Below are 14,689 nucleotides of genomic sequence, written 5' to 3' on the forward strand. Positions count from 1 at the left end.
TATTTTTTATTTATTTATCTTATTAGCCTTATAAATCAAACACATAAATATGAATTAAATCACACTTTTTGAGGTTTAATTTGCACCCAATCATGTTTTTAAATTTTTTTTTGATCAAAAGTTAAATTCCTAATAAAACCTAATTAAAAGGATAACTTTAAAAAAATATACTTACCGTTCATCTTAAATTTCTCCACTTTAAAACCAATAATGTAGATATTTATTAGTATTTTATATTTGAAAATAAAATTTAAATATAAATTTGGCACTTGAATTGCTTAAAAAGAATCAAGCAATATCGCTAACTACAACAAAAAGGAATACTTTTACTATGAAAGAGAAAAAAAATGCTAAATCTGTGGGGGGCACACCATTTAGCAAAACAATACTTAAATTAAGTACTCTTAGTTTAAGTATGCTGTGTTTATCTTTAGCGCATGCAGCAGAAACAAATGAAGAAGAAACAGTTAAGCCAACGAAAGTAGCCAAAGTAACTGTGACTGGTTCATCCATTAAAGGGGTTTCTGCTCAAAGTTCTTCACCTATTACGGTGATTAAAGTTGAAGAATTAACTAAACAAGGGGTTACAACGACTGAAGAAGCCTTAATAAAAATTAGTGCGAACCAAGCGGGATACAGTACAGCGCAAAACGTTGGTGCAAGTAATACATCAGGCTCAACAGCGAACTTACGTGGCCTAGGATCAGATAAAACCCTTGTCCTACTTAATGGACGTCGTTTGGCTTATAGCCCATTTAGTACCTCTGAAACCAACTTAAATACCATTCCGCTTGCAATGGTCGAACGTATTGAGGTTTTACGTGATGGTGCCTCTGCAATTTATGGTGCAGATGCAATCGCAGGTGTAATTAACTTTATTACCAAAAAACAATACACAGGCTTAGGTATTAGCGGTGGTTTACTCAAACCAGAAGATAAAGGCGGCGAAGAATACGATGTTTCGATTTTTGGTGGCTATGGCGACTTAGATGAACAAGGTTTTAACGTTTATGGCGCAATTGACTACCGTAAAGCCAAAGAAATTATGGCAAAAGACCGTAAAGTCAGCCGTCGTGGTGGCCTTCTACCTGAGTTAGGTATCGATGCTGGTTCAGCAAATGGCTTCCCTGCTAACTTTCTTGATCCAAACGGCGGGGCTTTAGATGCTGACGGAAATCCTGAAGGTGTATTAGCGAACCCGTATGGTGGTGCAGCCAATTGTAATAATTTAACCAATGTCACTGAAGATGGCGGACTCTGCTTCCTCAATACGCAAGCTTTAATTGGTATTCAGCCAGAAACTGAGGACTTGTCTGCAATTGGTCGTGCAACCATCAAACTTAGCGATAACTTCAACGCTATTGGTGAATATGTCTATGCAAAAAGCAAAGTGACGACTTCTATTGCTCCAGACGTCTACAGCCGCTCTGTCACGATTCCTAAAAGCAGTCAATATTATCCAGGCGAGGGTATTACCCCTGGTGTTGATGGTCTAAGTGGTGATCCATTACAACTTTACTTACGCTCTCAAGCAGGCAACCGTGTTTCACAATCTATCAATGAATCACATCGTATTTTTGCTGGACTTGAAGGTGAAGCATATGGTTGGGATATCAACGGTGGCGTAACTTACGCAAAAGGCGAAGCATCGGATAGCTTTGTTAGTGGATACTTAAATCGTAACAAACTACAAGAAGGATTAAATGACGGCACAATCAACCCATTTGGTCCATCTGCAGATGCTAACGTTTGGAACTCTTTAAATGTGAGTGGTACAACAAACGAAGCAACACTTGATTCCACAACATTTGACTTTACCGTGAGCCGCCCGATTTACACCTTACCAGCTGGTGATGTTGGTTTTGCATTTGGTGGAAGTTTTACAACTCAAGATTGGGAAGCAAAAGTTAACTCTGAGTTAGTACGCCTTGTACCGGGTAGTGGTATTGACCCTGACAAACCTCTGAGTAAAGGTGACCGAGATATTACTGCCGCTTTTGCTGAGCTTCAAATTCCAATTACCAAAACGATTGAAGCTCAACTTGCAGCACGTTATGACGACTACAGCGATTTTGGCGACACTTTCAATCCAAAAGTCGGTATTCGTTGGGAACCAATGAAGCAACTTATGTTCCGTAGTACATACAGTACTGGTTTCCGTGCTCCAAGCCTTTGGGAAATTAATGCGCAACAAAGCAAAACCTACACTGGCGCAAAATATAACGACCCTGTCCTTTGTCCAGGCGGTAATCCAACTTCACCTCAATATCAAACCGAATGTAATACTCAGTTCTACCGTATGCAAGGTGGTAACCCAGATCTTCAGCCAGAAGAATCTAAAACATTTACCGCTGGTTTTGTTTACGAACCAATTAAAAACTTAGTTTTAGCTGTTGATTATTACAACATTGAAATTGACGAATTAGTTGGCCAAGTGGGTGAAACTTCAATTTTTGAAGATCCTGAGAAATATGCTTCATTATTCGTGCGTGGTGCCGATGGTCGTATTGAATACATCAATACCATTCTAATGAATACAGGGGGTATTAAAACTCAAGGTATCGACATTAGCTTAGATTATCTTTCACCATTAACCGCGACAGGTCGTTTCGGCTTTGGCATTAATGGTACCTATGTCATCAAAAATGACTATCAAGAAGAAAAAGATGGTGCTTGGGAAGGCTTAGTTGGCGTGTATGACGATCCAGCTGTTTTACGTTGGAAACACACAGCAAATCTAAACTGGAGTTATGAAAACTGGAAAATGATTTTTGAACAACAGTTCTTCCGTGGTTATGACGACCAAAACCAAACTGGGAAAGCACAGTTCGACAAACATCGTGTTCCTGACTACACCCTTTATAACATTGCAACAACTTACAGTGGATTTAAAAACTTAGAGCTCACTGGTGGTATCAAAAATATCTTTGCTGAAGAACCTGCAGCATCGAACGTTTTAGATAACTTCCAATATGGCTATGACCCACGTTATAGCGATCCTACTGGTCGTACATTCTATGTCCGCGGTACTTACAAGTTCTAAAAGCTAAATTTGCAAGTACGATTCCAATAGGAATCGTACTTGCACTATTTATTTAATTAATTAGTCAAACATAAAAAATGCAAAAAACACTTATATCTCAAGTGCCAATTTCACTATTGATTGTTTGTCTCACATTTCAGGAGTAGTAATGGGCAAAAGCTTTTCCGAATTAGAAAATAATTCCGGCAAACGCCTGATCGGAATTGGGGCAGTCATTCTTCTGCATCTCATTGTACTCTACGGATTAATTACTGGCCTTTCCAAAAAAGGTGAGAAAACTGTAGAAGAACCTGTTGAATTAATCATTATTCAAGATAAAAAACCTGAGCCAGAAAAACCGAAACCAATTGAGAAACCACCTGAATTACCAAAACTCGTTAAGGAAGTGCTCAAAACACCAGACCCTCAACCTGAACAAAAGGTCGTTGAAAAAGCTGCACCAACTCAAACAGTTAAAGCCGTTTCAACACCTACGCCTACAGCTTCCCCATCTCCTAGCCCTGTTGCAGCACCTGCACCAGTCGCTGCGGCAGCACCCGCTCCTGCCCCTGCTCCAAAACCAGCTGGGGAAACACGTGGTGCATCTGAGGGAAGCGTTGGATGTAAAGAACCAGATTACCCTCGTGAAGCTGCAATGGCAGAAGAAGTAGGAACTGTCCGCATCTCTGTATTGGTTGGGCCTGACGGCAGTGCGAAACAAGTGAAGGTCAAAAAATCGAGTGGTACTAAATCTCTAGATAAGGCTGCTAGCAAAGCATTCAGCTTATGTACATTTAAGCCTGCACTCAAAAATGGTGAGCCAGTTGAAGATTGGTTTGATATTGAATACGAATTTAAACTTGATTAATGAATCTACAAAAATTTGGAGAATATAAATGAATAAAATGATGAAATCTGCGCGTATTTTTGCATCTGCTACAGTTTTAGTAACAAGTACATTACTCCCACTGCAAGCAGCATTTGCTGAAGAATCTGCAAATACTGCAACAACACAAGTAGAAACTACGAATACAACAAATACACCTGCACCGCCACCAATGCCTACAGCAACCAAAGAAGTCTATAACCCGTATGGCTTAGAAGCACTATGGCGTGAAGGTGACATCGTTGCTAAATCGACACTCTTTATCTTGGTCCTGATGTCGATTGGAACTTGGTACATCATGGTCACTAAATTTATTCAACAAGCTAAAATTAAACGTCAAGGCAAAGAAGCCGAAGCTAAATTTTGGGATGCTGCTTCAATTGATAGCGCAGCAGAAACCTTAGACGAATCGAGTGCATACCGCTTTATTGCAGAAAAAGGCATTAATTCAACCAAAAAACATGGCGGTAATCTGCTGGAACGTATCGACTTCAACACATGGGTGACTATTTCAATCCAGCGTGCTATCGATAAAATTCAAAGCCATTTAAGTGGTGGATTGGCTTTTCTCGCAACTGTCGGTTCGACTGCACCATTTGTGGGTTTGTTCGGTACAGTTTGGGGTATTTACCATGCTTTAACGGCAATTGGTATTTCAGGTCAGGCATCTATTGATAAAGTTGCTGGCCCAGTCGGTGAAGCCCTGATTATGACGGCAATTGGTTTGGCTGTAGCAGTACCTGCGGTTCTTGGCTATAACTGGTTAACACGTCGTAATAAGGCAGTTCTAGATAATGTTCGTACCTTTGGTTCAGATCTACACACCGTACTTTTAAGCGGTGAGATCAAAAACAATAATAACGACACCAAATAAGAGAGGCATCAGCCATGGGAATGATGGTCAATTCAGATGGTGACGAAGATGATGTAATTTCAGCCATTAATACAACACCTTTGGTTGATATTATGTTGGTACTGCTCATTATTTTCTTAATTACAGTACCTGTTGCAATCCATACAGTTCCGGTGAAGTTACCTGAGGAAAAGAACACTCCTTATGAAACCAAACCGATCAATATTCAGATTGCTGTCAATAAAAATGGCGATATCTTCTGGAATGAAAAATACATTGCAGATAAAGATACGCTGATCAGTCGACTACAAGCGGAAGCTAAAAAGCGTCCGCAACCTGAAGTTCATATCCGTGGCGATCAGGTGACAAAATATGAAGCGATTGATGAAGTCATTAGTGCAACACAAGCAGCAGGAATTGGCAAAATTGCTTTTGTCACTACTCCTGTTGCCGCACCATAATCGGATGAGGGACAAGGTATGGGAATGAATGTCGGTTCCGATAAAGACGATGATGTTATGTTGGACGTCAACATGACGCCATTGATCGATGTGATGTTGGTTTTGCTCATTATGTTTATTATCACAATTCCAATTCCAAATAATTCGATCAATATTGATTTGCCAAACGGTACGCCACCGCCAACCAATGAAAAGCCGCCTGAGCCGGTCACTTTACGCATTGATGCACAAGGTAAATTATTTTGGAATGGTCAACCCGTTGCCAATAAGCAAGCTTTAGAAACACTTTTTGCTGGTGTTGCACAACAAGCAGATCAGGATACGATCAAAGTGCAACCTGACAAAATGACAGAATATAAAGATGTCGCAATGGTGATGGCCGCAGCACAACGTTTGAATGTCAAAAAAATTGGGGTCTCAGCAAATCAATAATTGCTCCCCAACAAAAAAAGCCAACTGATCACCTCAGTTGGCTTTTTTAATTCTTCACAGAAATCTATACAGTTAGTGACTCAGAAATAAACACATAGTATTTATTAAGTATTTTTCTGCTTCCAAAAATCATATAGCTCATGATCAGAGTTTGGCTTTAACTGACTAAAACTCAACCCTTGCTGTTCATGTGGTTCATGTCTTAATTTTTCGGCAATCTCTGCTGTAGATAAACCAGAGGCTTCTGCATCAGCATTTGAATAGGCATACACAATTTTTTCAACTCCAACCATTCGCAGAGCCGCCAAACACATTGGACACGGTTGTCCGCTCGCATAAACGACACAGTCCTTCAAAGACGTCGTATTTAAATTTTGTGCGGCTTGTCTTAATGCATTTAACTCGGCATGAGATGTGGGATCGCCTGAGATTAATATTTGATTCACCCCTGTACTCACCACAACGCCATGCTTAACGATCACAGCACCAAATGGTCGACCAGCTTGCTCAATATTTTCTTTCGCAAGTTGAATCGCAAGTTCTATAAACGCATGATCCGTCATAATTACACCCTATCATTGTCAATATATAGAGTTAGCCCATTATGCCAATACAGGAACATCAATCCATAACGCCTCTGGAAAGAGTTTGGCTAAATATGCTTTTAAATATTCAGCAGTATCTCTAGAAATCAATGCATCTTGCGATTCATCATTTAAATTATAAGCCAGTGCATAAAGTGCTAAGCCACGACTTTTTAGTGCTTCCAAACTTAAAATCGTATGGTTAATGCTGCCCAAACGCCCCGAAGTCACCAAAATAACGGGATATTGCTTCTCTACAACATAGTCGATGGTTAAAAGGTCCGTAGTCAATGGCACCATCAACCCTCCCGCACCTTCGAGTAAAACGTTGTCATATTTTTCAGTTAAACGTTTTGTCGCGTATTCAATTTTAGCAAAATCAATGTCACGCCCATCGAGTTTGGTGGCGAGATGTGGCGACGCAGGATAACTAAATATTTCAGGCATCGTAAGTTTGGTTTCATCTTCGACCAACAACCTCGTACCCATAATTTGACGATGTTGTTCTATATCCTCAGAAATATCGACATTGCCTGTTTGAATCAACTTTTGCGTGATCGTTCGCACCCCTTGTTCATTCCATATTTTAGCCAAATAGCCCGTGGTATATGTTTTACCGATGCCTGTATCGATCCCACTAATGAAATAAACTTGCCCTGTCATGGCATTCTCCGTGCAATACAAAAAATCGGATGATAGGTCAGTGCATAACGCATCTGCCCAGACTCATCACGCAAAGAAAACTGTTGATATGCTGAATAAAAATCAAAGAGCGATTGTTTCGTCCATCGGAAATGTGATGCTGTCGCAGTCACACCTGTCGCTTTTAAATGCTGCAAAACCTGCTTTGGATGATCAAAATATAATGCCGCTGTCTGCTCTGAAAGATGCAGAATTTCAAAACCATTTTGACTTAATATGGCTTGAAGCATTTCAACATCGAGGTAGTCCAAACCCTGCCCAGTCAAAGCTTTTATTTCCTGTAAATTTTGCTTTCCAAAGGTCGAAAAACAAAAATATGCCCCTGGATTTAAATTTTGAAAGGCTTTTTCAACAATGCCCGCAAAGTTCCCTACCCATTGCAAAGCCGAACTAGTTGCGATCAAGTCGATATGCTGTGGAAATTCAAGTTGTTCGATATCTCCAAGTCTGTACTGAATCTGCGGACTTGACGGAAAATGCTGTTGAATTTCTGCATACAGATCATTTAAAACCAAATGATTGATTTGCATATTCTCCAGCATTAAATGGCTTAAATTCCCCGAGCCACATCCAATTTCAAAAACGGTTTCTACGGGGTGATTTTGCAACTTTGGACAATACTGCTGCATCAACTCAAATAAATGTTGAGCAATCTCTTTTTGTGCTACGGCATGTTCAGCATAGCTGTGCCCTGCCTGAGCAAAGCGCAACGCCACTTGGCATTTATCAATCTCAAAATTATTCACAAGTCACTCACAACAATTGAGTCAACTGATCCAAATCAGTTTGTGTAATTTGAGCAGTGAGTGAAATGCGTAAGCGCGAACTATGCTGCGGCACAGTGGGTGGACGTACAGGCATGATATAAAAACCTGCCGCTTGCAAAGCTTGAGCCTTGGCAACAGTTTTATTCGACTCGCCAATAATGACCGGCACAATATGTGATGTAGATGGACAATCAAAACCTTTGGCTTGCACAGTTTGCTGCAAATTTTGACTGATTTGCTTTAAATGGTGACGCTCTGCTTTTAAATTTAAAACATTCTTGAAAATAAAATCTGTCCACGCCATACAGATCGGGGGCTGTGCAGTACTAAAAATCAACGGTCGCATCGAGTTAATCAAATAGTCACGAATAATCGAATGACAGATGAGATACCCCCCTATTGAAGCCAGTGCTTTACCAAATGTCCCGACTAAAAGATCAATATCATCAATCACCTGATATTGCTCAGCACAGCCTAAACCACGCTCACCGCGCACACCGATTGCATGCGCCTCATCGACATACAACATCACTTTGGGAAATTGTTTTTTGATCCGAACCAGTTCAGCCAAATCGGTTTCATCACCATCCATACTGAAAATCGATTCCGTCACCACAATGATCCGCTCATAAGCCTCATCTTCATGATATTTGCATAAAAGTTGAGAAAGATGCGCCAAATCATTATGGCGATAACGTACATATTTCGCACTCGATAATCGGATGCCATCAATCATACTGGCATGAATCAGCTTATCCGCCAATATCAAGGTTTTACTGTCTGCCAGTGCAGGTAAAATCCCGATATTCATATGATAGCCGCTATTAAAGAGCAGTGCTGCACGACCATGAAAGGCATCACTTAATGTTGATTCAAGTTGCTCATATTTTGGAAAATTCCCCGTCAGCAACCGCGAAGAAGATGAACTCATCCAACGCTGTGCGTTCGGGGTTTCATCAAAAAACTGTTCACGTAGACGAAGGTTTGAAGCCAAACCTAAATAATCATTTGATGCTAAATTCAACATATTGTGATCGTGAATACTAATGTAACGATCGTGCTGATGATTTGTAGCGAACTGACGTAAGTTGCCGTGCTGTTTTAGTTGATCAAGTTGATCTGAAAAATGGTTGAGCAGATTCATGCTGGCTGCACCATGTTTTTCACCACCTCAACCATGTGTTCTAACAAATTTTTTAATTCATGCTCTGAAATAATATATGGGGGCATCACATAAACCAGTTTCCCAAATGGACGAATCCAAATACCACGACGGACAAACTCCTGTTGTAGCGTTTTCATATCTACATTAAAGGTCAATTCCACCACACCAATTGCACCAAGTATTCGCACATCTTTGACATGTTCAAGCGATGAAAGTGCTGGTAAATGAAACTTCAATTGTGTTTCGATACGTCGAATATTCGCTTGCCAATCTCGAGACAGCAGCAGTTCGGTACTTTTTACAGCCACAGCGCAAGCCAAAGGATTTGCCATAAAGGTTGGGCCATGCATAAACACACCCGCTTCGCCTTGGCTAATCGTATTCGCGACTTTCTGCGTAGTCAGGGTTGCAGACAAGGTCATATAACCGCCTGTCAGTCCTTTACCAATACACATAATATCTGGCTCAACTGCGGCCCATTCCCATGCAAATAATTTTCCGGTACGGCCAAAGCCTGTAGCAATTTCATCAAAAATCAATAAGACCTGATATTTCTCGCAGAGTAATTTAGCGTGACGCAAATATTCAGGATGATAGAAACGCATACCTCCGGCACCTTGCACGATCGGCTCTAAAATCAGGCCTGCAATCTGCGCATGCTGTTCGGCGAGTGTCTTTTCCAGTTCAGCAATATCCGCTGGATTCCATTCTTCATAAAAGCCAACTTGCGGCTCGGGAACAAAAAATCGATTGGGCAAACTGGAACCAAATATCTGATGCATTCCTGTCACGGGATCACACACAGACATCGCATTCCAAGTGTCGCCATGATAGCCAGAACGTGGAGTGACAAAATTGGTTTTATTCGGTTGATGCAAAGACGCCCAATACTGCACCGCCATTTTTAAGGCCACTTCGACAGCAACCGAACCTGAGTCAGCAAAGAAAATTTTATCTAAACTGGGCGGGGTGATTTTTAACAGTAATTTAGCCAGTTGAATCGCGGGATCATGCGTCAATCCACCGAACATGATATGTGACATCTGTTGCAGTTGATCGGTCACTGCCTGATTTAGCTCGGGATGGTTATAACCATGAATCGCACACCACCATGAAGACATACCATCAATCAATTGATGACCATCTTCAAGCTCAATCATCACCCCTTGTGCACGTTTCACTTTAAACGTTGGAAGGGGCTGAGTCATCGATGTATAGGGATGCCAAATATGCTGCTGATCAAATTGTAGATCGGTTAAATTGGCCATCCCTCACTCCATGTATCAGGCTAAAACATCAATGTGGCAAGATGTTAAACCCACGGCAATGAAAAATAAATTGCCATAAAGCCCAGCTAGTCAGAGATTTGTTCTATTTTCTTTAAATATTGGCAGATTTTGCAACTTATGACTTCAGATTGAAACAATGGAAAGCCATGTGAGCCAGAAACCAATTCAGTCTCCAAAAACTTTACAGCTAAATTACGCAGTAAGCGTTCAACTTTGTAACTAACTAAAAAATCTTGCTTAGCAAACAAATGGTATTGATGACCAGTGTAATTTTTCAAGATACTGACATTATTAAGCTTCTCCAAACAGTTCAATCCTGCTCGAAGCACATCTAAATTTTGCGCTTGAATCAAACTTTGCAAGGTGATGAAATCTTGCTTGCTGCTATCAGTGCCCTGACAAACCATATAACCAAACTTTTTTAGGGTCGAAATTGCATCCTGCTCGAAAGATTGTTTGAAGCTTTGAAAACTGACTTGATCCATCGCAGCAGGCCACTGTTCATCAGCCACAAAACTTGGATTTGAACCTAATGTGATCAGCGCTTTCTGTTGTTGATATTTTTTTTGAATTTCATCTACCAAAATCGTCGCCAATTGACCACCAAGAGACCAGCCAATAATCACATCAAATTGCTGCGCCAATTCAACTTTCTGTTCGATCACTTCTAGATTTAAGGCATCAAAAATATTCCATAATTCGACCTGATAACCTTGTGTGATCAATGCCTGCTGTAAAGGAGCAAGTAATTTACGACCGCCGCCCCAGCCAGTAATAAGTAAAATATGTTGATTCAATACAAACTCTAAAATTAAACGATTCCACATAGTATAAAAGTTCAAAGCAAGTTTGATAGTGGCATTTCAGCACATCAACCGATTTGCCAAAAGACATTCGCAATCGACTTCAATAAATATAAAATCAGCCAGCCTACAGCGCTTTAAAATTTGTTAAGATCGAATAAAGAACAATATAAACTGATGCTCTATGAAAGTTTCTTCATTGCTTAAAATCTGTTTAATGACATGTGCTTTAATAGCAACGACCCAAATCACAGTTGCCGAAACATCAATACTCAGCACCAGTCAAAACAAACAAAAACAATGGGTTGGCACACCCGCACCCAACTTTAAATTGCAAGATCAAAATGGAAAATGGCACGAACTGAAGCAATATCAAGGGAAATGGCTCGTTCTGTACTTTTACCCTAAAGACAACTCACCCGGTTGTACAGAAGAAGCCAATCAATTTAAAACCCTGTATCCACAATTTTTAAAAACTAATGCGGTTGTTTTGGGCGCAAGCTTAGATGATGTTGCATCACATCAAAAGTTCTCTAAAGCACTCGGACTTCCCTTTCCAATTCTTGCCGACCAACAGCATAAGCTGGCGACTCAGCTAGGTATTGTACGAAACTTAGGGATTTTGAAAGTTGCCAAACGTGAAACCTTTCTCATTGATCCGAAAGGTATTATTGTTTATCAATATACCAGTGTGAATACACAGACACATGCTGCGCAAGTCTTGGCAGATATTAAAAGACTACAACAATAGTTTTCATGCCCCAATAAAAAACCCAGCAGAAGCTGGGTTTTTTGGATATTTTTTAAATTACATTTGAGACTGAATATAATTTGGTAGGCCAATGAGTTCGATCAAACGCATTTGCTTTTCAAGCCAGTAAGTATGATCTTCTTCAGTATCTGACATTTGCTGACGGAGCATATCACGGGTCACATAGTCACCCTTTTCTTCACACAATTTTACACCTTGTGCAAGTTTCTCACGAACATGATATTCAAGCGCCAAATCCGCTTTTAAACAGGTCACAACGTCTGTACCGACTTCAATATCATCACGATTCATATTCGGCGTTCCTTCAAGGAACAATACGCGACGAATCAATGCATCTGCATGTGAGCCTTCTTCTTGGCTTTCATGATCGATACGTTCAAAGATTTTACTTAAGCCCCAATCTTCATACATACGGGAATGAATTAAGTATTGATCACGAGCAGCCAGTTCGCCACCGATCAGCATATTTAAGTAGTCTACGACTTCTGGATTGCCACGCATTTTCTTCACTCCATACCCTTTTCAAATATTATGGACAAGTTTCAAAATGAATGCAAAATATAATTTTTGTAAGTTTATGATTTATATAAAATTTAAATGATAAACATACGCATTTGCAGTTCAATTCCGCGCATTTTTCACATATAAAAGAAGCCCTTGCAGAATATTCCATGCATTTAGAACACGAAATAATAAAAAATCGCTAGATGCTGTTTTTTGTAACAATTAACAATGCGTCTTGTTTAGCAAAAAAATCGCCGGATTGATCCAAGACGCCATACTTGCACTGCCTCGCCTCTATTCATGGAATAGTACACCGATGACCCAAATTTCCAAAGAAGACAGACTTAAGCTGAAGTCCAGCGTGCATTCTTCCACGCTTGCTGCTGTTTTGAATCTAAAAAAGTCCAAGCGACAAAACGGCTTTCTTTTTGTCCTTGCGTCATTTTTATGGTTTTCACATCCACTGCGCCACTCTTCGCTAAAGCTTTTAAGAGCACTGGCAATGTTGTTTTCTTGGAAACCAGCGTACTAAACCAAAGGCATTGCTCAGCAAACTGAATGCTCTCTTGCACCATTTGGCAGACAAATCGCTCTTCGCCGCCATCACACCAGAGTTCATTTTTTTGACCGCCAAAGTTTAACACCACCTTGCTCCGATCAACCGGCTTGCCCAGTTTTCTTAATTTTTGCGTTGCGGTCGCGTTGGCTTCATCTTGTGAGGCATGAAATGGCGGATTACACATGGTCAAATCAAAACGATCTGAAGGTTTAATCACCCCATTGAAAATATTGCTCGCTGTTTTCTGCAATCGAATCTGAATGCCTTTACGCAGATTCGGATTGGCCTCCACAATAAATTGGGCACTTTTAACCGATGCAGCATGAATATCTGAGCCGACAAATTTCCAGCCATAGCTGCGATGACCAATGATCGGATAAATACAGTTCGCGCCCACCCCAATATCTAAGACTTGAACGGCGTGTCCTGTTGGAATCTGACCCTTGTTGTTAGCACTCAGCAAGTCAGCCAAATAGTGGATATAGTCCGCTCGCCCCGGAATAGGCGGGCAAAGAAAATCTTTGGGAATATCCCAATATTGAATGCCATAAAAATGCTTGAGCAATGCTTTATTGAGCATTTTCACAGCGTTTGGATCAGAAAAATCTACCGATAAATCGTTATATTTATTTGGGCTGACAAAAGGCGCAAGTTCCGAACAGCTCTGGATTAGCTGAGGAAAATCATAACGACTACGATGCAGATTTCGTGCATGTAATTCCGATTTTTGCCGCGGAAAAGATTTCTTTGCTTGCGCCATGTGTATGCCAATATTCAACGGGAGAACAGAATCATCTGATAAGGCAGGATCTATACCTGCAAATGAATCGATATTGTACGTGAATTTAACGCGTCAATGACGCCTCAATCCTTTTATTTGTCTATCTGCAAATCGATAACGACTTGGACATCGATTCTTATTTTATCTGGACATTTTTGTTTGCTATAGCTTTAAATTTCATTAAACAAAACCGTGGAACATTGATTAAATAGTGATCATGGAATACGAAGAATCAACAAAAAAGCCCAATCGATGGTGATCGGGCTTTTCACATCAACATAAGACAATGATTTATATTAAATAAATTTTTTCTGTTATTCACCAATTAAAATGTCTATGCGATAAACCATTTAAAATGTCCTGTTTTTAACTACAAGAGTCAAGCACAGGATTTAAATTTCTTTGTTCAATAACAACTTTCTGAGCTTTACGACTCGGCATACTTTTCTTGAGACGGGAACGTTTATTCTGTTTCTCCAATTCCTCATGTTGCTGCTGGATATGGGCCAGGACCGAACCTAATCTTTTATTCTCAACCACTTCATTCTGCTGTAGTCCAGCCAGTTTATTGAAGACGCTATAGTTGATCTTCCGTCCTTCATGCATGATTGCCACAGTACCATCCGGGTACTCCAGAAATGAAATGTATTGCCCAGCAAGCTTATGATTCAGCTCTGTCGGTTCAAGCATATAAATACACTTGTCATAGGTCAGAGTCAGATTCTTGGTGACCTTACGCGGTTCCTGCCAGGTAAAAATATCATCCAGTTCAAGATCAGATTCGGTTAATGGCCGATGCAGGTTCTTTGAGTTTCGCGCACATTTGGCGAACTTCTGATTGAACTGCTCAATAAAGCACGGCAGCCACTTATTGGCATCTGCAATTGAACTGATGCCTTCTAGACGCATCTCCTTAATCAGACGATCCTGAAGTGTTCTATTCGCTCGTTCTACACGACCTTTGGCTTGAGGGGAGTTAGCGAAAATGATATCGATATTGAGAGTGCTCAGAACACGTCCAAACTGGGTAATCTTGGTGTCTTTCTTGCTACTTTGATTCACCCTAAAAACTGAATGTTTGTCACTGTAAAATGCCAATGGCTTACCAT

14 protein-coding genes and 1 pseudogene are annotated in these 14,689 nt (G+C 40.4%); 6 read left to right on the forward strand and 9 right to left on the reverse strand.

From position 1 onward, the window contains the following. Nucleotides 1-331 precede the first annotated feature (331 nt). The 5 genes from FTU16_RS14700 (at nt 332) to FTU16_RS14720 (ending at nt 5,654) form a co-directional block, all read left to right on the forward strand. A complete protein-coding gene (locus FTU16_RS14700; protein WP_180163554.1) occupies nt 332-3,043 on the forward strand; it encodes a TonB-dependent receptor in 2,712 nt (903 codons plus the stop codon). A gap of 148 nt (nt 3,044-3,191) precedes the next feature. Then, a complete protein-coding gene (locus tag FTU16_RS14705; RefSeq protein WP_180055273.1) occupies nt 3,192-3,890 on the forward strand; it encodes an energy transducer TonB in 699 nt (232 codons plus the stop codon). A gap of 28 nt (nt 3,891-3,918) precedes the next feature. Beyond that, on the forward strand, nt 3,919-4,782 hold the full coding sequence (locus FTU16_RS14710; protein ID WP_078194237.1) for a MotA/TolQ/ExbB proton channel family protein: 864 nt from the start codon (nt 3,919-3,921) through the stop codon (nt 4,780-4,782). A 14-nt stretch (nt 4,783-4,796) separates the two neighbouring features. After that, complete coding sequence (locus tag FTU16_RS14715) at nt 4,797-5,222, forward strand: biopolymer transporter ExbD (protein WP_078190074.1); 426 nt, start codon at nt 4,797-4,799, stop codon at nt 5,220-5,222. An 18-nt stretch (nt 5,223-5,240) separates the two neighbouring features. Further along, complete coding sequence (locus FTU16_RS14720) at nt 5,241-5,654, forward strand: biopolymer transporter ExbD (protein ID WP_078190075.1); 414 nt, start codon at nt 5,241-5,243, stop codon at nt 5,652-5,654. A gap of 104 nt (nt 5,655-5,758) precedes the next feature. On the opposite strand, the gene FTU16_RS14725 is transcribed toward FTU16_RS14720, so the two are convergent. From FTU16_RS14725 to FTU16_RS14750, 6 genes are all read right to left on the reverse strand, one after another. After that, a complete protein-coding gene (locus tag FTU16_RS14725; protein ID WP_180059468.1) occupies nt 5,759-6,217 on the reverse strand; it encodes a nucleoside deaminase in 459 nt (152 codons plus the stop codon). A gap of 39 nt (nt 6,218-6,256) precedes the next feature. Further along, the gene (bioD, locus tag FTU16_RS14730) at nt 6,257-6,901 is read right to left on the reverse strand and encodes a dethiobiotin synthase (protein ID WP_180163555.1); all 645 of its coding nucleotides are present in this window, start codon (nt 6,899-6,901) and stop codon (nt 6,257-6,259) included. Beyond that, nucleotides 6,898-7,686 carry a malonyl-ACP O-methyltransferase BioC gene (gene bioC, locus FTU16_RS14735; RefSeq protein WP_180163556.1) on the reverse strand — a complete coding sequence of 263 codons (789 nt, stop codon included), beginning with the start codon at nt 7,684-7,686 and terminating at the stop codon, nt 6,898-6,900. Before bioC ends, bioD begins: the two co-directional genes overlap by 4 nt. Before the next feature lie 7 nt (nt 7,687-7,693). Then, a complete protein-coding gene (locus tag FTU16_RS14740; RefSeq protein ID WP_180163557.1) occupies nt 7,694-8,851 on the reverse strand; it encodes an 8-amino-7-oxononanoate synthase in 1,158 nt (385 codons plus the stop codon). Further along, nucleotides 8,848-10,140 (reverse strand): adenosylmethionine--8-amino-7-oxononanoate transaminase, encoded by a 1,293-nt coding sequence (bioA, locus tag FTU16_RS14745; protein ID WP_180117442.1) that lies wholly within the window; start codon nt 10,138-10,140, stop codon nt 8,848-8,850. The genes FTU16_RS14740 and bioA overlap by 4 nt, the downstream gene beginning before the upstream one ends. A gap of 86 nt (nt 10,141-10,226) precedes the next feature. Further along, a complete protein-coding gene (locus FTU16_RS14750; RefSeq protein WP_180163558.1) occupies nt 10,227-10,988 on the reverse strand; it encodes a hydrolase in 762 nt (253 codons plus the stop codon). Between the two features lie 160 nt (nt 10,989-11,148). On the opposite strand from FTU16_RS14750, the gene FTU16_RS14755 reads away from it, so the two are divergent. Continuing rightward, nucleotides 11,149-11,715 (forward strand): peroxiredoxin, encoded by a 567-nt coding sequence (locus FTU16_RS14755; protein WP_180163559.1) that lies wholly within the window; start codon nt 11,149-11,151, stop codon nt 11,713-11,715. A gap of 57 nt (nt 11,716-11,772) precedes the next feature. On the opposite strand, the gene bfr is transcribed toward FTU16_RS14755, so the two are convergent. The 3 genes and pseudogenes from bfr to FTU16_RS14770 all read right to left on the reverse strand — a co-directional run. Further along, nucleotides 11,773-12,237, reverse strand: coding sequence for a bacterioferritin (gene bfr / locus FTU16_RS14760; RefSeq protein WP_067762676.1), 465 nt, complete (start codon nt 12,235-12,237; stop codon nt 11,773-11,775). A gap of 347 nt (nt 12,238-12,584) precedes the next feature. Next, on the reverse strand, nt 12,585-13,559 hold the full coding sequence (gene rlmF / locus FTU16_RS14765; protein WP_180163560.1) for a 23S rRNA (adenine(1618)-N(6))-methyltransferase RlmF: 975 nt from the start codon (nt 13,557-13,559) through the stop codon (nt 12,585-12,587). 387 nt (nt 13,560-13,946) lie between these two features. Further along, nucleotides 13,947-14,689: pseudogene (locus tag FTU16_RS14770) on the reverse strand (ISNCY family transposase); the annotation flags it as partial.

Source organism: Acinetobacter sp. YH12069 (assembly GCF_013419675.1).
Lineage (GTDB): Bacteria > Pseudomonadota > Gammaproteobacteria > Pseudomonadales > Moraxellaceae > Acinetobacter > Acinetobacter amyesii.

Coding starts and splice junctions, on each gene's coding strand:
- bioD (WP_180163555.1), bottom strand. CDS start 6,901: ATGACAGGGCAAGTTTATTTCATTAGTGGGATCGATACAGGCATCGGT.
- rlmF (WP_180163560.1), bottom strand. CDS start 13,559: ATGGCGCAAGCAAAGAAATCTTTTCCGCGGCAAAAATCGGAATTACAT.
- FTU16_RS14750 (WP_180163558.1), bottom strand. CDS start 10,988: ATGTGGAATCGTTTAATTTTAGAGTTTGTATTGAATCAACATATTTTA.
- bfr (WP_067762676.1), bottom strand. CDS start 12,237: ATGCGTGGCAATCCAGAAGTCGTAGACTACTTAAATATGCTGATCGGT.
- FTU16_RS14740 (WP_180163557.1), bottom strand. CDS start 8,851: ATGAATCTGCTCAACCATTTTTCAGATCAACTTGATCAACTAAAACAG.
- FTU16_RS14705 (WP_180055273.1), top strand. CDS start 3,192: ATGGGCAAAAGCTTTTCCGAATTAGAAAATAATTCCGGCAAACGCCTG.
- FTU16_RS14700 (WP_180163554.1), top strand. CDS start 332: ATGAAAGAGAAAAAAAATGCTAAATCTGTGGGGGGCACACCATTTAGC.
- FTU16_RS14710 (WP_078194237.1), top strand. CDS start 3,919: ATGAATAAAATGATGAAATCTGCGCGTATTTTTGCATCTGCTACAGTT.
- FTU16_RS14715 (WP_078190074.1), top strand. CDS start 4,797: ATGGGAATGATGGTCAATTCAGATGGTGACGAAGATGATGTAATTTCA.
- FTU16_RS14720 (WP_078190075.1), top strand. CDS start 5,241: ATGGGAATGAATGTCGGTTCCGATAAAGACGATGATGTTATGTTGGAC.
- FTU16_RS14755 (WP_180163559.1), top strand. CDS start 11,149: ATGAAAGTTTCTTCATTGCTTAAAATCTGTTTAATGACATGTGCTTTA.
- FTU16_RS14725 (WP_180059468.1), bottom strand. CDS start 6,217: ATGACGGATCATGCGTTTATAGAACTTGCGATTCAACTTGCGAAAGAA.
- bioA (WP_180117442.1), bottom strand. CDS start 10,140: ATGGCCAATTTAACCGATCTACAATTTGATCAGCAGCATATTTGGCAT.